We start from the raw sequence: 22,078 nt of genomic DNA, 5'->3' as shown, positions 1-22,078 counted from the left end.
TTATGACCGTTCGTCCTGAAGACCCCGCGCCGAACCCGCACGCCACCGAGGCGGAGGTCCAGGCCGCGTACTCCGACAACAAGCTCGCGCAGGTGCTCTACCACGATTGGGAAGCGGAGACCTACGACGACAAATGGTCCATCTCCTATGACGAGCGTTGTATCGAATACGCGCGCGGCCGCTTCGACGCGGTGGTGCCCGATGCGCGGCTGCCGTACGAGCGGGCTCTCGAACTCGGTTGCGGCACCGGCTTCTTCCTGCTGAACCTGATGCAGGGCGGTGTCGCCAAGCGTGGTTCGGTCACCGACCTGTCCCCGGGCATGGTCAAGGTCGCCACCCGCAACGGCCAGAACCTGGGCCTGGACGTGGACGGCCGGGTCGCCGACGCCGAGACCATCCCGTACGAGGACGACACCTTCGATCTGGTCTGCGGACACGCTGTGCTGCACCACATTCCGGATGTGGAGCTGGCGCTCAAGGAGTGCCTGCGCGTACTCAAGCCGGGCGGGCGTTTCGTCTTCGCCGGTGAGCCGACCACCATCGGCAATATCTACGCGCGCCGCCTCGGCCAGGCGACCTGGAAGGTCACCACCGAGGTCACCAAACTGCCGTTCCTCAAGGATTGGCGTCGCCCGCAGGAAGAGCTGGACGAGTCCTCGCGCGCGGCCGCCCTCGAGGCCGTCGTCGATCTGCACACCTTCGATCCGTCGGATCTCGAGGCCATGGCCCGCAGCGCCGGTGCGGTCGAAGTGCAGGCCAAGACCGAAGAGTTCGCCGCCGCCCTGTGGGGTTGGCCGGTCCGCACCTTCGAGGCCGCCGTTCCCGCCGAGAAGCTGACCGTCGGCTACCGCATGGCGCAGTACCGCGCGTGGCTGGGCTTCAGCTGGCTGGACGAGAAGGTCATGCGCCATATCGTGCCCCGCCAGTTCTTCTACAACGCCATGATCACCGGCGTGAAGCCCGGCGTCTCGGCCAAGTAGTACGACGAGTAGATCGAATCCGAGTGGGCTACGCCTTCTCTCGCGATGACATCGCCTATCTGGGCAGCGCGGCCGGTGCGGCCGCGCTGCCCGAGGTCGACGCCCTCGCCCTGACCCCGGCGTCCCTGCTGCGCGATCTGGACCAGCTCCGCCGCACCCACGGCGACCACACCGCCGCCCTGGTGGAGACCGTCCGCCTGCGCCGCCGCGCCACCGCCAAACTCTCCGATGCCCGGGAGTGGCTCTTCACCGACGACGCCCTGCAACAGGCCACGCCGACCGCGGTCGCCCGCCACCGCGCCGAACGCCTGAAGGGCCGCACCGTCCACGACGTAACCTGTTCCATCGGAGCCGAACTCGCCGAATTGGCCAAGGAGTGCCCGGTCGTCATCGGCAGTGACCTGGACGACGTTCGGCTGGCGATAGCCGCGCACAACTTGGGTGTGCGCGGTCTGGATGCGCGTGAATTCGACACCGCCGCAGCGGATCCGGCCGGTGCCTCGAAATCCACTTCGCCCGGTCGGCCGAGTAGCGCGGGAAATGTATTGCTGGCCAAGGCCGATGCGTTGCGACCGTGCAGCACCGCCGAGGTGGTGATCGCCGATCCGGCCCGTCGTGCGGACGGCCGCCGCACCCACGATCCGGCGAAGTTGCAACCTCCGCTGCCGGACCTGCTTGCGGCGTACGCGGGCCGCGATCTGGCCGTGAAGTGCGCCCCCGGACTGGATTTCGACAAACTCGCCTGGGTGGGGGAGATCGAGGTCGCCTCCCTCGACGGCGCGGTCCGCGAAGCCTGCCTGTGGTCACCGGGTTTGGCCGAACGTGGCGTAACTCGCCGCGCCACAGTACTTTCCAGCACCCGCCCGCCGGAAGTCCTCACCGACGCGATGCCCGACGATATCCCCGACCGAGAGCCCGGCGAGTGGATCATCGACCCGGACGGTGCGGTCGTCCGCGCGGGCCTGGTCCGCCACTACGCCGCCGAACACGGCCTGTGGCAACTGGATCCCCGTATCGCCTACCTGACCGGCGATACCGTCCCCGCGGGCATGCGTGGCTTCCGCATCCTCGACCGCATGGAATTCCGCGAGAAGCCCCTACGTGCCGAACTGCACCGCCGCGACTGCGGCCCCCTCGAAATCCTCACCCGCGGTGTGGATCTCGATCCGGACGCGCTGCGGGCCAAGCTCAAACCCCGTGGTAAGCAGCCGTTCTCACTGGTCATCACTCGTATTGGAAAGACTGCCACGGTCTTCCTCTGCGCCACTCCCTGATCAGATACCGTCGATCGCGGCGACGGTGAAGGGCGCGGGGGTGCCCGCGCCCATCGGGCCGCCACGATCGAATTGCGAGACCACCACCAACGCGCGGTCGCCGATATGGGCGATGGTGGTCGGAATGGCAAGTGCGGCATCGGTTATGCGTTGTTGCTGTTCGACCGTCGCGCCGTCGTCGGTCACCCTCCAGCGGCTCACCGTATTGTCCTTGTTCTGCACCACCCACAGGGTGTCGCCGCGCATTTCGAGGCCGTCGCCGTTGATCATGGTGCCGCCGTGCCGGGTCACCTTGCTCACCGTGCGCTGTGCGTCGAGAGCGACGCGGTACAGGTCGCCGGTGGGCATATCCACGACCAGGAGGTAGCGGCCCGACGGGTCGGCCACGATGCCGTTCAGGAGTGGGATCGACTGGGGTGCGGGATCTTTCGTGAGGTTGGTGAAGAATGGCAGTTCGGCGCGGCCGCCGTGGGCGATGGCCGCGGTCAACTCGTCGGGGGTGACCCGGTAGAGGATCGGGCGCACGCTGTCGGTGAGGTAGACACTGCCGTCGGGGGTGATGGCCAGGTCGTTGAGGAATGGTTTGTCTGCCTGCGGTACGTCGAAGCGGGCGATGAGGGCGCGAGTTCCGGTGTCGTACACCGCGACTCCGGTGCTGTGGTCGATGACCCAGAGTCGTCCTGCGGTGTCGACGCGCAGGCCGTTGGCGGTGTGCCGGCCATCGGTGCCGGAGGGCAGGAAGACCTCGGCTTTGCTGTGGTCCTTCGCCGCCCGATAGATCGCGCCATTGGTGAACGATCCGACGTAGATGTCGCCGTTGTGCGAATCCACCGCTATGCCCTCGGGATACGCCTTCGCATCGGGGAGTTCGTAGGCAGTGCTGATCTGTGGCGTCGCGGCGGGTGTGGCCGCCTCCTGGCTGTTGGTGCAGGCGGTGAGCGCCAGCATTGCCGCGGCTGCGGGCAGTGCGAGGCGGAGCCGGGTCATACGAGGCATGGGCGGGCCTTTCGGTGCCGATCGATAGGGGTAGCACCGTAGTGCGCACACGAACATAGATTAGAGTTCTAATGCTCGTCAATGTTCGAATGATCGATAGGGTCGACTACCATGCATGCTGTGACGTCGATGCCCGCCGAGGAGCGCCTGGGTTCCTATATCAAGCGCGCCGAACAGGCCCTCATGGGCGCGAAGAATCCCGCGCTCAAACCCTCCGGCGTCACCGTTCCCCAGTACGCGGCCCTGTTCGTGTTGCAGGACAGTCCCGGCATCTCCGCCGCCGCCCTCGCCCGCCGATGCGGGGTCACCCCGCCCACCATGAATACGGTCCTGGCCAATCTCAAGGATCTCGGGCTCATCGAACGCACCCCGCACACCTGGCATAAGAACATCCTCGAGACCAGGCTCACCGAAGCGGGTGAGAAGACCCTCCGAGACGCGGACAAACGCGCGGTCCGAGTGGAGCGCGCGCTTGCCGATGAATTCACCGCCGCCGAGCGAAAGACGTTGGCGGAGTTGCTCGAACGGGCGACTGCCCGGCTCGAGGCAACCCGGCCCGAATAGCGCTCAGGGCAGGAGTCCACGCACCAGCGCCACGGCCGCGTCGAGTTCGCAGCGGTTCCGGTGGCGGCCACGCGCGGGGTTCGGGTCGCGCGAATGAGGGTGCGGGCTACTTCTTCTCGGGTTTGAAGACGAAGAGTTCGCCGATGCGGGTGGCCACCACGACCTCGCCCTTGGCGCCGACGGTGGTGCCCACGGTGGAGCCCTCCGCGCCGGGGAGTTCATGGGAGTCGACGGTGGCGCCGGAGCGGGTGTCGAAGGTGACCAGGGTGAGGTTGTCGCCGATCGGGGCGACCGTGTAACCGGTACCGCCCGCGGTCTGGACGGGACGGCCGCGCAGCGCGAGATCCTTGCGCTCCCAGGCGATTTCGGGTGCATCGCCCTTATCGCGCAGCGCCATCAGATGCCCGTCGTCACCGGCCGGAATGATCAGGCCGTCGGCCACCGAGACCGCGCCACGGGCCGGAAAGCCCAGATCATAAACCCATTTGGTGTGTCCGTTCGAGGTATCCACGGCCATCAAATGATCGGTGTTGTCACCGATGTACAGCGTGGAACCATCGGCGGACAGGGTCGGGCTGGTGGCGCTGCCGTCCGCGAGAATCTTCGCGTCCCACTCCTTGCGGATCTCCTTGCCGTCGTAGGTGAGCGCCACCAGCTCGGCCTTGCTCTCACCCGGCTGCCAGATCGTGGCGTAGAACCGGCCCGACTTCTCGTCCACCGCCGACACATTCGCGACCGGGCACTGCGGGCCGCCGGTCGAGCAGTCCTCCAAACCGGTGAAGTCCGGTGGGCGCGGCAGATCCGGGAACTTCAGGAAGTCCGGTTCACCGAGCAACTGGAAGGTGGAGACCTTCCGATCGCCGGTCTGACGGCTGAGCACATCCACCTGACCCAGCTGGGTCACCGACAGCACATTGCCGTCCCCGGTGAACTGCACCGAAATCGGCACGCCCGCCGCCGGCGTCCGCCAGCGCGGCTGGCCGAGCGCATTGAGCGAATTGATCCCGCCGTCATCGCCGACATAGATATTGGTGGCGCCGTCCACGGCCATACCGCCCGCAATGGCGCTGATACCTATGGGATTACAGAAGCGCTTACGCCCCGTCGGCATGAGATACGAGAAGATATTGCAGGAGTCGTTGCGTGTGGTGACCACGATCTGACCGTCCGGCCCGACCAGCGCGGGCTCGGCGAGCGGTCCGCCCACCGGCCGCGACCAGCTCAGCGATAACTCCCGCGAACCGGTGACCGGACTGGTCGCGCTATTGCGGGCATCGTGGAAGACCAGCGGCCACCCCTGCCCGGATCCGACCTTGATGTCGTCGACAGTCGTACTGCCGCAGGCGCTCAGCGTCAGTACTCCGGCGGCCGCCACTGCGAGGGCCCGCGTCCCGGTTCGTAGCCAGTTCGGCGCGAAGCCATTCGAATCGCGCGGTCCCTGCTGGTCACGTCCGGTCTGCCGCCTGCCGCTTCGCACCTGCTGGTGTCCCTTCTGCCAGTACGGAGTCACTGAAATGCCGTGGGGGCTGAGGCAGCGCGATGCTCGGGCTGATCCAGCCGCAGCACAGCCTACTTCGCCGTCCTCGGCGCGAACCGATACCCCGTGCCGAGCCGCTATCGCGGTGCGGTTCGGTGCGCGTAGACGGCGAGCCGGACGCGATTGTCGCGGCCGGTCTTCTCCATCAGGTTGGCGATATGGGTTTTCACGGTGGTGACGCCGAGATGCAGGCGGTCGGCGATCTCCTGATTGCCGAAGCCTTCGCCGACCAGGGTCAGCACCTGCTGTTCGCGGGCGGTGAGATCCGTTGGCGCGATCTCGCTTTCGACGGCGTCGCGGGTGGTGACCACGCGATCGACGAGACGGCGCAGCAGCGGCGGGGAGAACAGCATGTCGCCCTCGGCGGTGCGGCGGATGGCGGCCAGCAGATCGGCGGGCTCGGTGTCCTTGACCAGATAACCGGTCGCGCCCGCCGCCAGTGCGGGGAAGAGGTGATCGTCGTCATCGAAGGTGGTGAGCACGAGGATGTTCGCGTGCGAACCGGATCGCACGATCGATTCGGTGGCGGCGACACCGTCCAAACCAGGCATGCGCAGATCCATCAGAATCAGATCGGGCGCGAGTTCGGCGGTGAGGCGGATCGCCTCCACCCCATTGGCGGCCTCACCCACCACCTCGAGATCGTCCGTGGATTCGATGAGCATGCGCAGGCCCGCTCGCACCAGCCGCTGATCATCGACCAGCAATACCGAGATCACGCGTTCTCCCCGTTCGTCTCCGGCAGCCACGCCACCACCTCCCAGTCCGCGCCATCGGCCCCGGCGACGACCCGTCCGCCCGCGAGTTCGACACGTTCACGCATACCGACAATGCCGTGCGCGCCAAGCGAGTTCGCACCAGTCGCGGAGGTCTCACCGTGCCGTGACACCCGCAGCCCGCTCCGTACCCGCACCACGATTCCGGTCCGGCCATCCGGTGCGATATCGAATGATCCGGCGTACCCGTCGGCGGTCGCATCCGCACGCTTGTCCGCGGCAGTGTCGCGACGCGCGCCCAGTGGATCATCCGCATCCGCCACGGTGATGGTGAGCCGCACCGGTACCGCCGGTTCCGCGTGTTTCATGACATTGGTGAACGACTCCTGGACCAGACGGAGCAGGGTGAGACGGCCGATGGCGTCCAAACCGTCCACCCTCGTGCGGATTTCGGTTTCGACGGCGAATCCGGCCGCGCGCACTCGTTCGGCGGCGGCGTCGATTTCCGTGCGCACCGCCGCCGAATCCACCAGGGCGACTTCACCCAATGCCGGATCGCGCAAAGCGGTGAGCAGCCGGCGAATATCGGCCAGGGCATCCGAGGCGGTGCCGTGCACATCGTCGAGGACCGCGTGCACGCGCGGATCGGCATCGGCCACCACATGTCTCGTGATACCGATGCGCAGCACGATCGACGCCATGTGATGCGCCACCAAATCGTGCAATTCGCGTGCGAGCGCACCTCTTTCCACGAGCCGGGTGCGCTGCTCCGCCTCGGCTCGCCGCTGCTCGGCGTCGGCGGCCCGCAGTCGCAGGCTGACCGCTAGTTCACGCTGCCCGCGCAGGTACAGCCCGAGCAGCACCGCCACTCCGACATACGCGCACACCTCCAGCACCGGCGTCGCACGCGAAACCGTCTGATCGTGGTAGCCCATGCGGCCCAGCACCACCGCCGCCGTCCATCCGGCGGTCGTGAGCAACACGGTCGAATTGCGGTGCGAGCGCCGGATCACATCGACGAGCGCGACCGCCCCCAGAAAGGGGACGAGCCCGGAGAGTCCCCACGCGGGAATCCGGAACATCGGAATCGCCAGGGCGGAAATGGCCAGGCAGGCCGTCACCGGCCAGCGCGCGCCCAGCACGAACACCACGCTGGCCGCCAGGGCGAGCAACCAGTAAACGCCCGGCACCCGGTACTGCCCGGGAAAAGTGCTCGCCGCCAGTAGCAGCGGCACCAGCGCCACCGGAAGGGCGCGCGCGAGTGCCGCCAGGCGCTGCCGATCCGGGGTCTCGATCACGCCTCCACCGTAGGCGACGAGCGCGTCCCGGACCGCGCCGACCGGACTCGGTGCGCGGGTATCGAGGCTGGTTACCGAGCTTCGGCGAGTGCTGTCGCCCGCGTCGTCCCCGGCAATGCCCTTGGCGCGATCCACACCGGTCGCGGCCGACCGGTTGTGATGGATTCCGGCCGAAAGCGCGCCGGGATGACGGGGCGACGCCATGCCGCACATCGGGCTAGCACGTTTGTCGAGTCGCCACAAGGTCCGCGGGGAGGAGTGCGGGCGGTGGATTACCGGCCCCGCGCAGGATCGAAAGCAATCGCCCGGCAATCGAAGCTGGAGGAGTTGTCTATCGAAGGAGCAGCTGTGGTCTCGAGGCGGGGCTTTCTCACCGGATTCGCGGTCGCATCGGTGGCGTTGACCGCCGGATGCGCGAGCGGCCGGTCCGGTATGCCGAGCGTGCGCGCCGGAGGCACCCGGCCGCTGCCGATCCCACCCCTGGCTCCCTCGACCGTCGACGCGGACGGGGTACGCCGCTTCACCCTCGAGGCCAAGGCTGGCACCACCGAAATACGCGCCGGGCAGACCACACCCAGCTGGGGCTACAACGGTTCGATTCTCGGCCCGACGCTGCGCGCCGCGCGCGGTGAGCAGGTGGCGTTCACCATTCACAACGCCCTGCCCGAACCCACCACGGTGCACTGGCACGGTATGCACGTCCCCGCCTCCTGTGACGGCGGTCCGCATCAGACCATTGCGCCCGGCGGTGTCTGGCAGCCCGCCTGGACGGTGGATCAGCCCGCCGCCACGCTCTGGTACCACCCGCATCCGCACGGCAGTACCGAAAAACATGTCTACCGTGGGCTTTCCGGCTTCTTCCTGGTGGACGATGCCGAATCGGACCGTCTGGAGCTGCCGAAAGAGTATGGGGTGGATGATATTCCGCTGGTCATCCAGGATCGCCGCCTCACCGTCGACGGTGCCCTGGACGAATCCGATCCCGGCGATATCGGGCTGCTGGGCAATGTCATCATCACCAATGGCATTGCGGGAGCACACCTGGACGTCCGGACCCGACGTGTCCGCCTGCGTATTTTGAACGGTTCCTCGGGTCGCCTCTACAACCTGGCCTTCGCCGATAACCGCGAGTTCCAGCTCATCGCCACCGACGGCGGTCTGCTCGCGGCCCCGGTTCCGTTGCGGCGCATACAGATCAGCCCCGGTGAGCGCGTTGAACTGGTCGTGGAGGTCGGCGGCGACCCCGTCACCCTGCGCTCCCTGCCGATCGAACAGCGCACCGGTATCAAGAATCCGGCGGCCTTCGGCTTCGACGATTCCTTCGACATTCTGCGCCTGCAACCCGCGCGGACCCTGAAAACCACTGCGCCCGTGCCGACCTCACTGGCAACGATCGCGGCCCTGGTCCCGCCCGGCACCCCCGCCGCCCGGAGTTTCGACCTGCGCTGGCACATGATCAACAACCAGCGCATGGATATGAACCGCATAGATATGACCATCCCCGTCGACACCACCGAGGTCTGGACCGTCCGCAACAGCGACGACTGGCCGCACAATTTCCACGTCCACGACGTCCAGTTCCAGATCACCGCCATCGACGGCCAGGCCCCACCGCCGGAACTCTCCGGTTGGAAGGACACCGTCTACACCACCCCCGGCCCCACCTACACCCTCGCCATGCGCTTCTCCGGCCATACCGACCCCACCTATCCGTACATGTACCACTGCCACCTGCTCCTGCACGAGGACCAGGGCATGATGGGCCAATTCCTGGTCCTGGCCCCCGGTCAGCAGCCCGCCCCGATGCGGATGGATATGCCCGGTATGGAGGGTATGGATATGCCTGGAATGGGGACGCACGGCGGGCACGGCTGACCTCGCGCCGGAAAACACCGCCTTCGCGTCCCCGCGTCGTCGAGCGCGAGACGCAAGTCATAAGGTGTGAGGCGAGATTGCCCGATCAGGGCGGCGGTACCGGCCCAGCGGAAAACAGGGAGCAGTTCGTGACGAGCATGTGGGGCGCGCCATTGAGTGCGCGTTGGCGCGGATCCCGTCGCCAGGATCCGGAGCAGGCGCGTTTCCTGACGGTGGCCTCGGCCAAATGGGTGCTCGCGAATCGCGCGTACACGCCCTGGTACCTGGTGCGCTACTACCGGCTGTGGAAGTTCAAGATGGCCAACCCGCATATCGTGCTGCGCGGCATGGTCTTCCTGGGCCGCAATGTCGAGGTGCACTGCACCCCCGATCTGGCTCGCCTGGAGATCGGCCGCTGGGTGCATATCGGTGACGGCAATGCCATCCGCTGCCATGAGGGTTCGCTGCGCATCGGCGACAAGGTGGTGTTCGGCAAGGACAATGTCGTCAACACCTACCTCGATATCGAAATCGGCGAATCCACCCTGGTCGCGGATTGGTGCTACATCTGCGATTTCGACCATGTCACCGATGACATCAATATGCCCATCAAGGATCAGGGCATTGTGAAGTCCCCGGTTCGTATCGGTCCGGACACCTGGATCGCCGCGAAGGTCACCGTGCTGCGCAGCACCCGCGTGGGCCGCGGGTGCGTCCTCGGCGCGCACGCCGTGGTGAAGGGCGATGTCCCCGACTACGGCATCGCGGTCGGCGCTCCGGCCCGAGTGGTGAAGAACCGCAAGGACGCCTGGGATGCCGCCGCCGAGGCACGCGCCGCGCATATGGCAGCCCTCGCCGATATCGAACGCAAGAAGAACGGCGTCACCGCGTCATGACCGGCTATGCCGCCTTCCTGCGCGGGATCATGCCCACGAACCCGAATATGAAGAACGAGAAACTCCGCGGAGTTTTCGAGAATCTCGGCTTCATGAAGGTGGCATCGCTGCTGTCCAGCGGGAATATCGTCTTCGAGAGCCCCGAAACCGATATTCCCGCACTGGAATCGCGCATCCAGCAGGCTTTGCGGGCCGAATTGGGTATCGGTGGCGGCACGATCATCCGCAGTGGAGCTCAACTTCAGGAGCTCGTCGACTCGGACCCCTTCCCCGGCCTGACCCATTGCCGCGAAACCTATTTGACGGTCACCTTCGTCAAGGACGTCCAGGCGGGTCCACCCGGAGCGCTCGATGAGACGACGGCGAAGGCGGTGCGCGTACTCGGCTACGACGAGCCCGCCGCGGCCGTGCTGTCGGTCATCGACAACACCGATCCCAGTACCACCAATTTCATGGCCTGGATCGAGAAGAGCTACGGCAAGGACATCACCACCCGTACCTTCCTCACCGTGCAGAAGACGCTGAAGAAGCTGGGCTGATCCCGATACGCTGTGGCGGTGAATATCGGTCTCCGCACGGCACTCGCCGGACTGGCCGCGCTCGCGCTGGCCGGTCCGTTCGCCGCCACCGCACACGTGACACCTCGGACGGTGTCACGGGAGTGATCCTGTCGCGCACCACAATTGGCGACACCGATTACATACTGCGTGAAATCACCATCGCCCCGGGCGGTTCCACGGGCTGGCATTACCACGACGGCACGCTGTATGCCGTGATCCGGCAGGGCCAGCCGTTCCACTACGACGCCAGCTGTGAACAGGACGGTTCGGGCGGGCCGAGCGCCTTTGTGGAGCCCGCCGGAATCGGGAATATCCATATCGAACGCAATCTGGGGACCGAACTGCAGATTCTGGAAGTGCTCTACGTATTGCCCACGGGCAGTCTGCTTTCCGAGGACGCGCCCAACCCCGGCTGTCCCTTCGAGTAGTCGTTCAGAGGGCGGCGTACACGGCCTCGACGAGACGATAGGCGCGGCGGTCCCGGGCGAGCCAATCGCGACGCAGGTTGGGGATGAAGGCGATGGCGAGGTCGTTCTCGATATCGCCGAGACCGATCGATCCGCCCGCGCCGGGATGGCCGAAGGCGGTGGCGCGGGCGGCTGCACTGGTGACAGCCCGGCTCTGGAGCCAGCCGCCTGGAGGCGTCTCCGGATCGTTGAACGAGCCGATGTGATTGCCGCCACTGACTCTCGATACGGCACTCTTTGAGTTCGAGCGAAGAAAGTCGATGCAGGTCGAGGCGAATCGCACTACGATCTAATAGATCCACTATCTATTAGATCGGGGCAAATCATGCGAGTGAATGCGAACGGTCAAGTGACGATTCCGGCTGACCTTCGGGCGAAGTACGGGCTACGTGAGGGCGTCGAGGTCGATGTCATCGACGACGGTGGAACACTACGGATCACTCCCCGTGACGGTGCGGACAGCCGAGGTAAGCAGCTCGTTCAACATCTGCGCCGCAGCCGGTTCACGAATCCGGCCGTGCGCGAGATGACTACCGACGAGATCATGGCATTGCTCCGTGATTGAACCCGTGACCGCCCTGCACCCGGCAACATTGGTTGATTCCTGCGTGTTGATCGATGTCCTCGACGCCGATCCGACCTGGGAATCTTGGTCTGCCGCAGCTCTCGCCGATGCCCTTGATCTCGGCCGATTGGTCATCAATCCGCTGATCTACTCCGAGGTCTCGGTGGGTTTCACAACCAAGGAGGAACTGCAGAGTGCGCTCCCGACCGACTTCATCGATCGGGAGCCATTGCCGTGGGACGCAGCATTTCTCGCGGCACGTGCCCATCTGCGGTACAAGCGCAACGGTGGTGACAAGCGATCACCATTGCCGGACTTCTACATCGGCGCGCATGCCGCGATCACCGGCTATCGCTTACTGACCAGAGATGCGCGCAGGTATCGCGCCTACTTCCCGACCCTGACGTTGATTGCGCCCGAATGATGCCGGACCTGGCGCGCCGATGTCGGTCCGTCGGTTCAGTACGGCTGGTTCGGATCCCGTTCCGGCAGTGGGCGTTCCACGATGACCGGGCGGCCCAGCGGGTTGCGGACGCCGCGCTTGGCGGACTGGTAGACCAGTGCGGTCTCCTGCGCCACCACATCCCAGGCGAAGTCGGCGGTGAGGCGTTCGCGGGCGGCCCAGGCGCGATCCTGTGCGGCGGCCGGATCGTCGAGCACGGTGCAGACCGCCTCGACAATGCCGTTCACGTCGGCGGGTTCGAAGGACGCGCCGGTGACACCGTCGGTCACCAGATCGCCGAGACCACCGGCGGTCGAGGTGACCAGCGGGGTGCCCGCGGCGGCGGCTTCCAGGGCCACGATGCCGAAGGGCTCGTAGCGACTGGGCAGCACGATCGCGTCGGCGCTGTGCAGCCAGCCGAGCAGATCCGTATGGTCAAGGCGGCCAACGAAATTCACGGCCCGCGCGACACGATGCGCGCGAGCGCGCTCACGCAGCCAATCGATCTGGGTGCCGATTCCGGCGACCGTCAGCGTCGCACCGGGATGCGCCTTGCGGATGCGCGGCAGCGCGGCGATCGCGTCCTGCACACCCTTCTCGTATTCGAGCCGGCCGACGTACAGCAGCCGCGGCGGTCCCGACAGCGGTGCCCGCTCGCGGAAGGTCCACGAACTCACATCGATGCCATTGCGAATCACCGTGACCGGCGTGCGCTCCGGGTTGTAGAGCCGCTCGACCTCGTCCTTCATCGACTCCGAACAGGTGATCAGCGCATCGGAGTCGTGCGCGAGCCACCATTCGACCGAATGCACCTGCTTGTTGACCCGGCCGGAGACCCAGCCGCTGTGCCGTCCGGCCTCGGTCGCGTGAATGGTCGAGACCAGCGGCACGTCGTAATGCTCGGCCAGCGTGATCGCCGGATGCGCGACCAGCCAGTCGTGCGCGTGCACCACATCGGGCGTCCAGCCCTCGCCGATACCCGGCTTGTTCAGCGCGATACCCGCGCGCACCATGGCGTGTCCCATGGCCAGGGTCCAGGCGAGCATGTCCTCGCCGAAGTCGAAGACCGGCGGGTCCTCGGCCACGGCCACCACCAGCACGCCGTCCTCGATGAAGGAGATGGTGGGGTGCGTGGTGGCGTCACTGCCCATGGGGCGGCGCGCCAGCACGACGACCTCGTGCCCGGCGGCGGCCAGCTCGGTGGCCAGGTGATGGACGTGGCGGCCCAGCCCACCGACAACGACGGGTGGGTACTCCCACGACACCATCAAGATCTTCATTGGGGTCCTTCTGTATCAACGCGGCGTCCGCGGGCCCCTACGTGGTTACGCAAGCTGCCTCCTTCGGGTCCGTCGCTCCCGCCGTCGCGGGGCGCGAGCCTGCGCGCATCGAGCGCCGGGAAGAATCCGTCGGCCGCGTACCATCCTGCCGCCAACTGCTGCGCTTTGGCGAGTTGTCCGGCGGCAACCGCCGCCGCGATCTCGCGCACGGCGTGGGCGTGTTCATGGGCTCGGTCACGTGCGTAGCCCGCCGCGGAATCCTTGGAGACCATGAACGCCCAGTCGCTGGAGACGGTCAGAATCGCCTCGCGCAGCAGCTGATCGGCGACCCGGTCGCGCAGCCCGCCGAAGGTGGATTCGCCGTCGCCCGAAGGGATTTCGACGCGCATCTTGTCCAGAGTGTCCAGCGTCAGGCGCACGATCTCGGCATTGAGATCGACCAGATCCTGGACCTGATCCCCGGCCCACACCCGCCAATCCTTGCCCGAACCCCAGGAGGAGTCGCTGAGCTGCACCGATTCCCCGACATAGCCATTGGCGCGGGCATCGGCGAGGGTGCCGACGGTGACGCCCGCCTCGGGCAGTGCGCGCAGCACCTGCTCCAGCCACTGCGGGCCCTCATGCCACCAGTGCCCGAAGAGTTCGGTGTCGAATGCGGCCACGACCAGGGCCGGACGGCCGATGCGCGCGGATTCGGAGATGAGGCGCTCGCGCACGGTCGCCACGAAATCGGCGACATCGTGCGCGACCGCCGCCGCGGCGAGCGCGGGATCGTAGGGGGCCTTGTCCGGACCGGAGACGGTCTTGCCCGTCACCCGGGACGGTTTGAGACCGGTCGCGTGATCATAGTGATGGAAATCACGGTACGCGGCATGGCCCGGATACCCCGATTTCGGGGACCAGACGCGATAGCTGACATGCAGATCGCGTCCGAACGCCAGCACATCCGAATCCCACACCGGGCGACCCAGGGTGGTGTCACCGCGCAGCGCCGGGCCGTCGACCATGAAGTGCGTCACACCGGCGGCGTCGTAGCCGCGCTCCATTCCGGGCGTGAATCCGCATTCGGGAGCCCAGATTCCGGTAGGCGTATGCCCCCAGCGCTGGCGGGCATCGGCCAGGCCCTCGCGCAGCTGATACGCGCGCAAGCGCTCGTCGAGCAGCGGCTGGAAGGGGTGCGCCAGCGGTCCGCCCAGCAATTCGATGGCTTCGGCATCGATGAGCTCACGCCACACCGGCGATGCGCCGTGCCGCCAGCGGGTCTCGAAATCCTCGAGGGATTCGTTCGCCAGCCGATGCTCGTGACCGCCCAGTGCGGTATTCCCGGCCATGGACGCCTCGTCGGCGCGCAGTCGCCAATTGCCCAGCCAGTGGTGCATGGCGGACAGGCTGTGCGGATCGTCCAACTGTGCCGCCAGCACCGGTGTGATGCCCAGGCTCAGCAGATGTGAACGCCCCTCCGCGGCAAGGGTTCTCAGCACCTTGGCGACGGGAAGGTAGGAGGCCGCCCAGGACTGGTACAGCCACTCCTCGCCGACCGGCCAGCGCCCGTGATGGGCCAGCCACGGCAGATGCGAATGCAGGACCAGCGTGAACTGGCCCGGCACCGGAGTTGTCCTGTCGCTCACGGCTTCACCGCGATGGCCACCAGATCCAGGCTGGCATCGATATCGGCCGCCGAATCGGCGAGCAGTTCGAAGTCGTCGGTGCGCACCGCGGCCACATCGGCGGCGAGGTCGGCGGGCCACGGCTCGCCCGCGATGGCGCGGGCGATCTGCGCGTCGATGATCGACCCGCCCCACTTCTCGTCGAGGGCGACGAGTGCGGCACCGTGGAATACGCCCGCCATCAGTTCGACCTGGAAACCGGCCTCGACGCAGAGTTCGGTCAGCTCGGCGGCATTGAGTTCACGGGTGTGGAACGGGTTGAGCGGGGTGTCCCGGCCCGGTGAGAAGGTGATCCGGTTGGGCGTGCTGATCAGCAGTTTTCCACCGGGCTTGAGCACCCGCAGGCATTCCCGAATGAACTGCGACTGATCCCAAAGATGTTCGATGACTTGGAAATTCACCACGACATCGACCGACTCGTCCGCCAGCGGCAGATCGGCGAGATTGCCCTGCACCATCTCCACGGCCGGGTACTTGGCGCGCACATGCGCGACCGCGCTGTCGTCGTAGTCGAGCCCGGTCACCTTGGCGGCGACCCCGGCGATCATGTTGGCGCCGTAGCCTTCTCCGGATCCGGCCTCGAGCACGGTCTTGTCCGCGCAGTGCTCCAGCAGGCGGACGTAGGCGATTTCGTGCCGACGGAACCAGTAGTTCTCCTCGGCGATGCCGGGCACCGTCCGCTCACCGGTCAAAGGCAGGGGATCGGTGTGGTTTTCGGTGGGTATCACGGCCTCGCTCATTGGATCGACGTTAGCGGTTGCCCATATCACAGCGGCGACCGGATCGGCTGATGGAGAACATCACAGCCTAAGTTACCCACGGGTAACTTAACGTAGGGTAATCTCCAGCGCGAGCTACTTGTGGACGTACGGCCAGTCGATCGTGCGACCGCCACACCCGTGCCATCAGAACAGGAGGTCGACGAAGACCCATGCCCAACATCGTCGTACTGATCAAGCAGGTTCCTGACACCTGGTCCGAGCGCAAGCTGACCGATGGTGACTACACCCTCGACCGCGAGGCCGCCGACGCCATCCTCGACGAGATCAACGAGCGCGCTGTCGAAGAAGCGCTGCTGATCAAGGAGGCCCAGGGCGGCGAGGTCACCGTGCTGGCCATGGGCCCCGCCCGTGCCACCGAGGCCATCCGCAAGGCGCTTTCCATGGGCGCCGACAAGGCCATTCACATCAACGATGACGCGATCCACGGCTCCGACGCCGTGCAGACCGCCTACGTGCTGGCCGCGGCTCTCGGCCAGATCGAGGGCATCGAGCTCGTCATCGCCGGTAACGAGGCCACCGACGGCCGTTCGGGCGCCGTCCCGGCCATCATCGCCGAGTACCTGGGTCTGCCGCAGCTGACCCACCTGCGCAAGCTGGTTGTCGACGGCGAGCGCATCACCGGTGAGCGCGAGACCGACGAGGGCGTCTTCAAGCTCGAGGCCACCCTGCCGGCCATCGTCTCGGTCACCGAGAAGATCAACGAGCCGCGCTTCCCGTCCTTCAAGGGCATCATGGCCGCGAAGAAGAAGGAAGTTCAGACCTTCACGCTGGCCGATCTGGGCGTCGACCCGGAGACCGTCGGTGTTGCGAACGCCGGCACCCAGGTGACCGGTGTGACCCCGAAGCCGGCGCGCACGGCGGGCGAGAAGATCGTCGACGAGGGTGAGGGCGGCCAGCAGATCGCCACCTACCTGGTCGGTCAGAAGATCATCTAAAGCCCCCCGAGCCCAACGAACTTCAGGAGAAAGAATCATGGCAGAAGTACTTGTGCTCGTGGAGCACGCTGATGGTGCGCCCAAGAAGGTGACCACCGAACTCCTCACCGCCGCCCGCGGTCTGGGCACCCCGGCCGCGGTCGTCGTTGCCGCCCCCGGCACCGCCGACAAGCTGGCCGACGCGCTGGCCGCCGCCGGCGCCGAGAAGATCTACGTCGCGGAATCCGATGAGGCCGAAGGCTTCCTGGTGACCCCGAAGGTCGACGTGCTCGCCGGTCTGTCCGAGTCCGCCGCCCCGGCCGCGATCCTGGTCGCCGCCACCGCCGACGGCAAGGAGGTGTCGGGCCGCCTTGCCGCGCGCATCGGCTCCGGCCTGCTCGTCGACGTCATCGCGATCGATGCCGACGGCACCGCGCAGCACTCCATCTTCGGTGGCGCGTTCACCGTGGCCGCCAAGGCCACCGGCGATGTGCCGGTCATCTCGGTGCGCCCCGGCGCCGTCGAGGCGGCCCCGCAGGCCGGCGCCGGCGAGAAGGTCGTCGTCGAGGTTCCGGCTCAGGAAGAGGGCGTCACCAAGGTCGTCTCGAAGGAGCCGGTCGCCGGTGGCGATCGTCCCGAGCTGACCGAGGCCGCGATCGTGGTCTCCGGTGGCCGTGGCGTCGGCTCGGCCGACAACTTCGGCAAGGTCGTCGAGCCGCTGGCCGACGCCCTCGGTGCCGCCGTCGGCGCTTCGCGTGCCGCTGTCGACTCGGGCTACTACCCGGGTCAGTTCCAGGTCGGTCAGACCGGTAAGACGGTCTCCCCGCAGCTGTACATCGCCCTGGGCATCTCCGGCGCGATCCAGCACCGCGCGGGCATGCAGACCTCGAAGACCATCGTCGCTGTCAACAAGGACGAGGAAGCCCCCATCTTCGAGATCAGCGACTACGGCATCGTCGGCGACCTGTTCAACGTCGCCCCGCAGCTGACCGAGGCGGTCAAGGCCCACAAGGGTTAAGAGTCTCGCGCTGAGCGCAATACGATCGGTCCCCGGCTTTTCGAGCCGGGGGCCGATTGGCATTTCCGGCCCGACCCGCTGCTGCGGAACGATGCCCGGCATGTGAAGATCGTCAGGCTTGTCGAGGTTCGCGAGGTGTGGTGCCGTGGGGCGACGTGGAAGAGAAGACCCGTCCGACGGGCGTGCCGACTCCGGGAACGCCGATGCTCAGGGAGTTTTCGGACTGCCGGATATAGTCGCCGCCTTCCACTTCGATCTGGCCGAATGGCTGGGATCGGATGCGCTGCCCAAGGTGTTCGACCGGATCTCCGGGGCGCTGGACGAGGCGTTCACCTCGGTGGTGACCACCGGGCACGCGGTGGATCGGGAGACGTTGTTGGCCGGATTGTGGTCGGCGCGTAATGCCCAGCCGGGGTTGGCGATCGAGGTCTCCGAGGTCCGGGAGATCGCGCGCAGTGGCAATCTCATCGTGCTGCGCTTCGTCGCCGAGAACGTCATGGGCGAAACGACCACGCGCAGAACGGTTACCGCCGTGCTGGTCACCGATGGGCGCATCTACCAGTGGCGGACGGTGCACGAAACCTTGGTTCCGGCCTGACCATGAGCGGTCAGGTCAAGCGCCGGACCGGGTGGCGGAGAATGGTTTTCATGGTTGCCTCGGCGGATTTGCGCGGGTCGGAGAGGTAGATCTCGTGGTGGCGGCCGTTCATGGTCAAGCCTTCGGACCGCATGAAAGCGTCCATGCGCGAGAGAGTTTCGGGTTCGGTCGAGTACGGGCCGACGTGCAGCGCCTGGATCGATTCGCCCTCGGTGAGTTCTTCGAAGGTCGCCCCGGTGACCATATCCGCGGTGATGAACTCCGGTAGCCGGATCATCATCTTCCAATGCCACTGCTCGCGCGCAACCGTGAGCGGCGGCGCATCGGACTCCACCCACCACAGGCCCTCCAGTTTGGCGACGACGAAATCCTGATCGGCGGCCTTGGCCAGTTTTTTCGCACCGTAGGCGGCGCGGTACAGGGTGGCGACGGCCTCGGTATACGCCCTGCCCAGGGGTGCGCCGGAGCCGGTGACGGTGGCGTAGCAGTGGGTGCCGAAGGTGCGCAGGACCGGATCGGCGGGTGCGGTGTAGTAGTTCCTGTCGGTCTTGGCCAGGTCCAGTTTCATACTTCGAGGATCGGGTCTCCCCTTGCCGGAGAGTCAAGGCGCGCCGGGAATCTGGCAGGCTGGACCGATGTCGATCGCACCGCCACCCGAGGTCGCCGAGAATATCGCCGAGATCTTCGCCGAGCGCGGTAGGCAGTGGCTGGCGGATCTGCCCGCACTGGTCGCCGCGCGGTGCGCGGCTTGGGGACTGGAGATCATCGGCGAACCGTTCGGCGGCGGCACGCACTCCTATGTCGCTCCGGTGCGCCGGGCGGACGGATCCGTCGCGGTCTTGAAGATCCCGGTGATCGATCCCGAGAACCTCGGTGAGGCCGCGGGCCTGTTCTGCTACCGGGGTGAGGGGGCGGTCCGGCTGTACGAGTTCGATTCCGGCAGTAACTCTTTGCTGCTCGAATGGGCGCGACCCGGAACTCCACTGCTGTTCCAGCCGGGTTTCCCGAGTCTGGAGGGTCGACCGGAGAACATCGACCGGGTTGAACAGGCATGCGCCCTGTATCGGCGACTGCGGCGCGAGCCGGCAGGCGTGCCAGCGGATTTCCCGGCGCTCCCGGAGGCGGCGGGCATGGTCGCGGAGTGGATGGAGATGTTCAGTGCCCCGAAACCCGATATCGCACAGGTGATTCCGGCCTTGCTACGAGATCGGGCCGTCGAATGGTGTGAGCGCCTGGCCGTTCCGGACGGCCCGCTGCTGGTGGTCAACCGCGATACCCATCTCGGCAATATCGTTGCCGCCGAACGGGAACCGTGGCTGCTCATCGATCCCAAAGCGTACCTGGGCGAGGCCGCCTTCGACGCGGGCTTCCTGGTGATGATCCAGGTCCAGGGCGATCCGTCCCCCGAACACGCTGTGGCAGTGCTGGATCGAACGGCTACGGCGCTCGGGGTTTCGATGGAGCGGGCCCGAGGCTGGGCCTTCATGCGCTCGATGGAGGAGATTGTCTGGGCGGTCGAAGACGATGAGCCCGAAGACCTCCGCCTACATCTGGCGGTAGCCCACGCCCTGGCCTAACCCCGCTGGCCGTCCTTGTTGACCAGGTACCCCACCGTGCTCGGAATGAACAGTGCCAACCCCCACGGCACCGCCACCCAGAACGGCCAGAAATACCCCATCCCCGTTGCCAGCCAGATCAATACGCACAGAATGTTCACGAACACCCACGGCGTCCACATGATCTTCACCCACGTCGGAAACATCCCGGGTTCGACAGCCACCTTCGGCCCCGACCGAGAGCTCCGCACCGCGGGCAGATCAGCCAGAACCGGCGTCAACTCCCCGTAGGTCCGCGCAGCGTAAACCTGCTGCACCCGCTCATCGAACTCGTGCAGATTGATCCGCCCGTCATCCATCGCCACCCGCAGTTTGGTGACAATCTGCTCGCGATCAGCATCCGAGGCCCGCATATTCTCCTGGCTCACGGTCTCAGCCTAAGTCGATCGCACCCGGCCTGTCGGCTCAATAGCGCCGCACCTCATCGACATTCACGGCGAATTCGGTCTCCGGGATGCTGTGGAACAGATATCCCGTGGTCCCCTCGGGCGGAAAGCTCACACCGTAGCGCGGGTCGTAGACCAGATGATCACGCCCGCAGTAGGAGAGCGACTCCCAGAGGGCGAATCGCCGCGCGCCCCGCTCGCGCCCGCGCATCTTCTCCGAATCGGCCGCCGTCGCCGCCGCATCGAGTCTGCGGGTGATGAATTGGATTGCCGGTACCGTGATCAGAACGATGATCAGCGGCGCGATGAGCACATAGAGGATGAAGCTGAAGAATCCGTGAGCCAGCAGCCCCGCGCCGAGCGCGGCCACGGCGAATGGAATCGCGAACGCGGCGAGGATCAACCACACGCTGCGCTTGTCGCGGGTCGGATCGGCGTATCGCGGTTCGAGAAATACCACCGCGCCCAGCGCGTCGGTGAGCGAATTACCTTGGACGATTTGCTGGTTCATCGAGCCGCGCAGCGGACCGTGATGGCCGTGCAGCCTGATCTGGCCGACGAAGGTGGTGCGCCGCACCTCGTTCTGCATGATCGCGCGAATGCCGCGGACCTGGTCGAGCATTCCGCAGCGCGGACACGGATTCATGACTCCCCCTACCTCCGAACCACTTTCACCATGGCTCGACATGATCGAACCAAAGATAGTCGGCGGCGTCGTGCGAATTCACGCGCAGTGCAGGGCTGCGAGCAGGGTGGTGAGGATGGGGGAGGGGCGGAGGTCGCTGCGGATTACGGCGGAGACCGGGACTCGGAGGGGGTGGCCGGTGAGGCGGAGGGTGGCTATGCCTTCGGTGTGGCTGTCGGCGTAGAGGATGGTCCAGGCGTCGGGGCGGTTGATGAGCTCCATGGTGGCGGTGTGGTCGGGTGGGATGGGTGGGCCGTAGGCGGGGCCGGTGGGGAGATCGGCGAAGGCGGAGCGGACGACATTGTGTAACAGCACTTGGTCGTGTTCGCCGGGGAGTAATAGCGGATAGGCGCTGAGCATGGCGAGCGTCACATCTGTGCGACCGGCGAGGGGGTGGGCGGTGGAGGTGGCTATGACGAGGTCTTCCACCCAGAGTTTTTCCACGGTCAAACCGGGCTGGTCCACGCTGCCTCGGATGAGAGCGAGATCACAATCGCCGTCGGCTACGGCTTGAATGCGCTGGCGGAAGGGTTTGATGACGAATTCGATCTCCGCGCCCGGATGCGCCTCGCGTGCTCCGGCGATGGCGGAGAGCGATCTTGTTGCGAAGCTCATATTGGCGGCGAGGCGAATTCGTGGGCCGGAGGCGCGTACAGCTGCGCGAATGGCGGATTCCAGGCTCAGCATTTGCTTTGCAAGAGGAAGTAGCCGAGTGGTCGCGTCGGTGGGTACGACCGATCTTGTGGACCGTTCGAAAAGGGGTACCCCGAGGTCCCTTTCCAGCCGCGCGATCTGGTGGCTGATGGCCGACTGCGAGATGAAGCAGCGGGTCGCCGCCCGGCTGAAGCTGAGCTCCTCGCAGACGGCGACGAAGTAGGCCAGCTGTCGCAGCTCCACGGCAGTTCTCCAATTCATGATCAATGTAGATAAGAGTCATATTGATTATGCGCCCTGACCCCTGGAACATCCGCGTTCCGAATCAC

The 22,078-nt window shown here is 66.3% G+C and carries 25 protein-coding genes; 13 read left to right on the top strand and 12 right to left on the bottom strand.

Features of this window, described 5'->3' with window-relative positions; all coding sequences use genetic code 11:
- Positions 1 to 2 precede the first annotated feature (2 nt).
- Together OHB26_RS01860 and OHB26_RS01855 are read left to right on the top strand one after the other, a co-directional pair.
- Entirely contained in the window at positions 3 to 980 is a 978-nt protein-coding gene (locus OHB26_RS01860; RefSeq protein ID WP_330182499.1) for a class I SAM-dependent methyltransferase, read from the top strand.
- A 23-nt stretch (positions 981 to 1,003) separates the two neighbouring features.
- A complete protein-coding gene (locus tag OHB26_RS01855; RefSeq protein ID WP_330182498.1) occupies positions 1,004 to 2,254 on the top strand; it encodes a class I SAM-dependent methyltransferase in 1,251 nt (416 codons plus the stop codon).
- On the opposite strand, the gene OHB26_RS01850 is transcribed toward OHB26_RS01855, so the two are convergent.
- Entirely contained in the window at positions 2,255 to 3,241 is a 987-nt protein-coding gene (locus OHB26_RS01850) for an SMP-30/gluconolactonase/LRE family protein (RefSeq protein ID WP_330182497.1), read from the bottom strand. It abuts the gene before it with no gap.
- Positions 3,242 to 3,361: 120 nt separating this feature from the next.
- Between OHB26_RS01850 and OHB26_RS01845 the strand changes: the two genes are divergently transcribed.
- Entirely contained in the window at positions 3,362 to 3,814 is a 453-nt protein-coding gene (locus OHB26_RS01845) for a MarR family winged helix-turn-helix transcriptional regulator (protein ID WP_442942836.1), read from the top strand.
- A gap of 106 nt (positions 3,815 to 3,920) precedes the next feature.
- Here OHB26_RS01845 and OHB26_RS01840 read toward each other — a convergent pair whose 3' ends face one another.
- The 3 genes from OHB26_RS01840 to OHB26_RS01830 form a co-directional block, all read right to left on the bottom strand.
- Complete coding sequence (locus tag OHB26_RS01840; RefSeq protein WP_442942835.1) at positions 3,921 to 5,291, bottom strand: outer membrane protein assembly factor BamB family protein; 1,371 nt, start codon at positions 5,289 to 5,291, stop codon at positions 3,921 to 3,923.
- Positions 5,292 to 5,428: 137 nt separating this feature from the next.
- Positions 5,429 to 6,070 (bottom strand): response regulator transcription factor, encoded by a 642-nt coding sequence (locus OHB26_RS01835; RefSeq protein ID WP_330182496.1) that lies wholly within the window; start codon positions 6,068 to 6,070, stop codon positions 5,429 to 5,431.
- Positions 6,067 to 7,569, bottom strand: a complete 1,503-nt coding sequence (locus OHB26_RS01830) for a sensor histidine kinase (protein ID WP_330182495.1) — start codon at positions 7,567 to 7,569, stop codon at positions 6,067 to 6,069. The genes OHB26_RS01835 and OHB26_RS01830 overlap by 4 nt, the downstream gene beginning before the upstream one ends.
- Before the next feature lie 144 nt (positions 7,570 to 7,713).
- Here OHB26_RS01830 and OHB26_RS01825 point away from each other — a divergent pair, with 144 nt between their 5' ends.
- The 4 genes from OHB26_RS01825 to OHB26_RS01810 all read left to right on the top strand — a co-directional run bounded on the left by OHB26_RS01825 (position 7,714) and on the right by OHB26_RS01810 (position 11,103).
- Positions 7,714 to 9,240, top strand: a complete 1,527-nt coding sequence (locus OHB26_RS01825; protein WP_330182494.1) for a multicopper oxidase family protein — start codon at positions 7,714 to 7,716, stop codon at positions 9,238 to 9,240.
- A 128-nt stretch (positions 9,241 to 9,368) separates the two neighbouring features.
- A complete protein-coding gene (locus OHB26_RS01820) occupies positions 9,369 to 10,115 on the top strand; it encodes an acyltransferase (RefSeq protein WP_067569758.1) in 747 nt (248 codons plus the stop codon).
- Positions 10,112 to 10,654 (top strand): DUF1697 domain-containing protein, encoded by a 543-nt coding sequence (locus tag OHB26_RS01815; RefSeq protein WP_330182493.1) that lies wholly within the window; start codon positions 10,112 to 10,114, stop codon positions 10,652 to 10,654. The genes OHB26_RS01820 and OHB26_RS01815 overlap by 4 nt, the downstream gene beginning before the upstream one ends.
- Before the next feature lie 122 nt (positions 10,655 to 10,776).
- Positions 10,777 to 11,103, top strand: a complete 327-nt coding sequence (locus OHB26_RS01810; protein WP_330182492.1) for a cupin domain-containing protein — start codon at positions 10,777 to 10,779, stop codon at positions 11,101 to 11,103.
- A 4-nt stretch (positions 11,104 to 11,107) separates the two neighbouring features.
- On the opposite strand, the gene OHB26_RS01805 is transcribed toward OHB26_RS01810, so the two are convergent.
- Positions 11,108 to 11,425, bottom strand: coding sequence for a hypothetical protein (locus OHB26_RS01805; RefSeq protein WP_330182491.1), 318 nt, complete (start codon positions 11,423 to 11,425; stop codon positions 11,108 to 11,110).
- A 42-nt stretch (positions 11,426 to 11,467) separates the two neighbouring features.
- On the opposite strand from OHB26_RS01805, the gene OHB26_RS01800 reads away from it, so the two are divergent.
- Positions 11,468 to 11,707, top strand: a complete 240-nt coding sequence (locus OHB26_RS01800; RefSeq protein WP_330182490.1) for an AbrB/MazE/SpoVT family DNA-binding domain-containing protein — start codon at positions 11,468 to 11,470, stop codon at positions 11,705 to 11,707.
- A complete protein-coding gene (locus OHB26_RS01795; RefSeq protein ID WP_330182489.1) occupies positions 11,700 to 12,131 on the top strand; it encodes a type II toxin-antitoxin system VapC family toxin in 432 nt (143 codons plus the stop codon). Before OHB26_RS01800 ends, OHB26_RS01795 begins: the two co-directional genes overlap by 8 nt.
- Before the next feature lie 35 nt (positions 12,132 to 12,166).
- Here the strand turns inward: OHB26_RS01795 and OHB26_RS01790 are convergent, their stop codons facing one another.
- Genes OHB26_RS01790 through OHB26_RS01780 form a run of 3 tightly spaced genes read right to left on the bottom strand, consistent with a single transcriptional unit; the run spans position 12,167 to position 15,836 of the window.
- The gene (locus OHB26_RS01790) at positions 12,167 to 13,429 is read right to left on the bottom strand and encodes a glycosyltransferase family 4 protein (protein ID WP_330182488.1); all 1,263 of its coding nucleotides are present in this window, start codon (positions 13,427 to 13,429) and stop codon (positions 12,167 to 12,169) included.
- Positions 13,426 to 15,057 (bottom strand): glycoside hydrolase family 57 protein, encoded by a 1,632-nt coding sequence (locus OHB26_RS01785; RefSeq protein ID WP_330182487.1) that lies wholly within the window; start codon positions 15,055 to 15,057, stop codon positions 13,426 to 13,428. The genes OHB26_RS01790 and OHB26_RS01785 overlap by 4 nt, the downstream gene beginning before the upstream one ends.
- Positions 15,054 to 15,836: a class I SAM-dependent methyltransferase gene (locus OHB26_RS01780; RefSeq protein ID WP_330182486.1), complete on the bottom strand. Its 783-nt coding sequence runs from the start codon at positions 15,834 to 15,836 to the stop codon at positions 15,054 to 15,056. The genes OHB26_RS01785 and OHB26_RS01780 overlap by 4 nt, the downstream gene beginning before the upstream one ends.
- Before the next feature lie 191 nt (positions 15,837 to 16,027).
- On the opposite strand from OHB26_RS01780, the gene OHB26_RS01775 reads away from it, so the two are divergent.
- From OHB26_RS01775 to OHB26_RS01765, 3 genes are all read left to right on the top strand, one after another.
- Positions 16,028 to 16,813 carry an electron transfer flavoprotein subunit beta/FixA family protein gene (locus tag OHB26_RS01775; RefSeq protein ID WP_330182485.1) on the top strand — a complete coding sequence of 262 codons (786 nt, stop codon included), beginning with the start codon at positions 16,028 to 16,030 and terminating at the stop codon, positions 16,811 to 16,813.
- Positions 16,814 to 16,850: 37 nt separating this feature from the next.
- Positions 16,851 to 17,810, top strand: coding sequence for an electron transfer flavoprotein subunit alpha/FixB family protein (locus OHB26_RS01770; RefSeq protein ID WP_330182484.1), 960 nt, complete (start codon positions 16,851 to 16,853; stop codon positions 17,808 to 17,810).
- 145 nt (positions 17,811 to 17,955) lie between these two features.
- Positions 17,956 to 18,408, top strand: a complete 453-nt coding sequence (locus OHB26_RS01765; protein WP_330182483.1) for a hypothetical protein — start codon at positions 17,956 to 17,958, stop codon at positions 18,406 to 18,408.
- Positions 18,409 to 18,418: 10 nt separating this feature from the next.
- On the opposite strand, the gene OHB26_RS01760 is transcribed toward OHB26_RS01765, so the two are convergent.
- Positions 18,419 to 18,976 carry a GyrI-like domain-containing protein gene (locus tag OHB26_RS01760; protein ID WP_330182482.1) on the bottom strand — a complete coding sequence of 186 codons (558 nt, stop codon included), beginning with the start codon at positions 18,974 to 18,976 and terminating at the stop codon, positions 18,419 to 18,421.
- 67 nt (positions 18,977 to 19,043) lie between these two features.
- On the opposite strand from OHB26_RS01760, the gene OHB26_RS01755 reads away from it, so the two are divergent.
- Entirely contained in the window at positions 19,044 to 19,985 is a 942-nt protein-coding gene (locus OHB26_RS01755) for an aminoglycoside phosphotransferase family protein (RefSeq protein WP_330182481.1), read from the top strand.
- Here the strand turns inward: OHB26_RS01755 and OHB26_RS01750 are convergent.
- From OHB26_RS01750 to OHB26_RS01740, 3 genes are all read right to left on the bottom strand, one after another.
- Positions 19,982 to 20,392, bottom strand: coding sequence for a DUF1707 domain-containing protein (locus OHB26_RS01750; RefSeq protein ID WP_330182480.1), 411 nt, complete (start codon positions 20,390 to 20,392; stop codon positions 19,982 to 19,984). The genes OHB26_RS01755 and OHB26_RS01750 overlap by 4 nt on opposite strands.
- 37 nt (positions 20,393 to 20,429) lie before the next feature.
- Positions 20,430 to 21,056 (bottom strand): hypothetical protein, encoded by a 627-nt coding sequence (locus OHB26_RS01745; RefSeq protein ID WP_330182479.1) that lies wholly within the window; start codon positions 21,054 to 21,056, stop codon positions 20,430 to 20,432.
- Between the two features lie 78 nt (positions 21,057 to 21,134).
- Complete coding sequence (locus OHB26_RS01740) at positions 21,135 to 21,992, bottom strand: LysR family transcriptional regulator (protein ID WP_330185458.1); 858 nt, start codon at positions 21,990 to 21,992, stop codon at positions 21,135 to 21,137.
- Between the last annotated feature and the right edge of the window lie 86 nt (positions 21,993 to 22,078).

It is taken from the genome of Nocardia sp. NBC_01503 (assembly GCF_036327755.1).
In the GTDB taxonomy this organism is placed as follows: Bacteria; Actinomycetota; Actinomycetes; order Mycobacteriales; family Mycobacteriaceae; genus Nocardia.
Note: the sequence above shows the minus strand (reverse complement) of the source record. Positions and strands in the feature narration are given on the sequence as shown.

Bases quoted from the DNA above. Each gene is read 5' to 3' on its own strand.
- OHB26_RS01790 (WP_330182488.1), bottom strand. From the start codon at position 13,429: ATGAAGATCTTGATGGTGTCGTGGGAGTACCCACCCGTCGTTGTCGGT.
- OHB26_RS01845 (WP_442942836.1), top strand. From the start codon at position 3,362: ATGCATGCTGTGACGTCGATGCCCGCCGAGGAGCGCCTGGGTTCCTAT.
- OHB26_RS01850 (WP_330182497.1), bottom strand. From the start codon at position 3,241: ATGACCCGGCTCCGCCTCGCACTGCCCGCAGCCGCGGCAATGCTGGCG.
- OHB26_RS01830 (WP_330182495.1), bottom strand. From the start codon at position 7,569: ATGGCGTCGCCCCGTCATCCCGGCGCGCTTTCGGCCGGAATCCATCAC.
- OHB26_RS01770 (WP_330182484.1), top strand. From the start codon at position 16,851: ATGGCAGAAGTACTTGTGCTCGTGGAGCACGCTGATGGTGCGCCCAAG.
- OHB26_RS01860 (WP_330182499.1), top strand. From the start codon at position 3: ATGACCGTTCGTCCTGAAGACCCCGCGCCGAACCCGCACGCCACCGAG.
- OHB26_RS01775 (WP_330182485.1), top strand. From the start codon at position 16,028: ATGCCCAACATCGTCGTACTGATCAAGCAGGTTCCTGACACCTGGTCC.
- OHB26_RS01815 (WP_330182493.1), top strand. From the start codon at position 10,112: ATGACCGGCTATGCCGCCTTCCTGCGCGGGATCATGCCCACGAACCCG.
- OHB26_RS01755 (WP_330182481.1), top strand. From the start codon at position 19,044: ATGTCGATCGCACCGCCACCCGAGGTCGCCGAGAATATCGCCGAGATC.
- OHB26_RS01780 (WP_330182486.1), bottom strand. From the start codon at position 15,836: ATGAGCGAGGCCGTGATACCCACCGAAAACCACACCGATCCCCTGCCT.
- OHB26_RS01760 (WP_330182482.1), bottom strand. From the start codon at position 18,976: ATGAAACTGGACCTGGCCAAGACCGACAGGAACTACTACACCGCACCC.
- OHB26_RS01745 (WP_330182479.1), bottom strand. From the start codon at position 21,056: ATGAATCCGTGTCCGCGCTGCGGAATGCTCGACCAGGTCCGCGGCATT.
- OHB26_RS01800 (WP_330182490.1), top strand. From the start codon at position 11,468: ATGCGAGTGAATGCGAACGGTCAAGTGACGATTCCGGCTGACCTTCGG.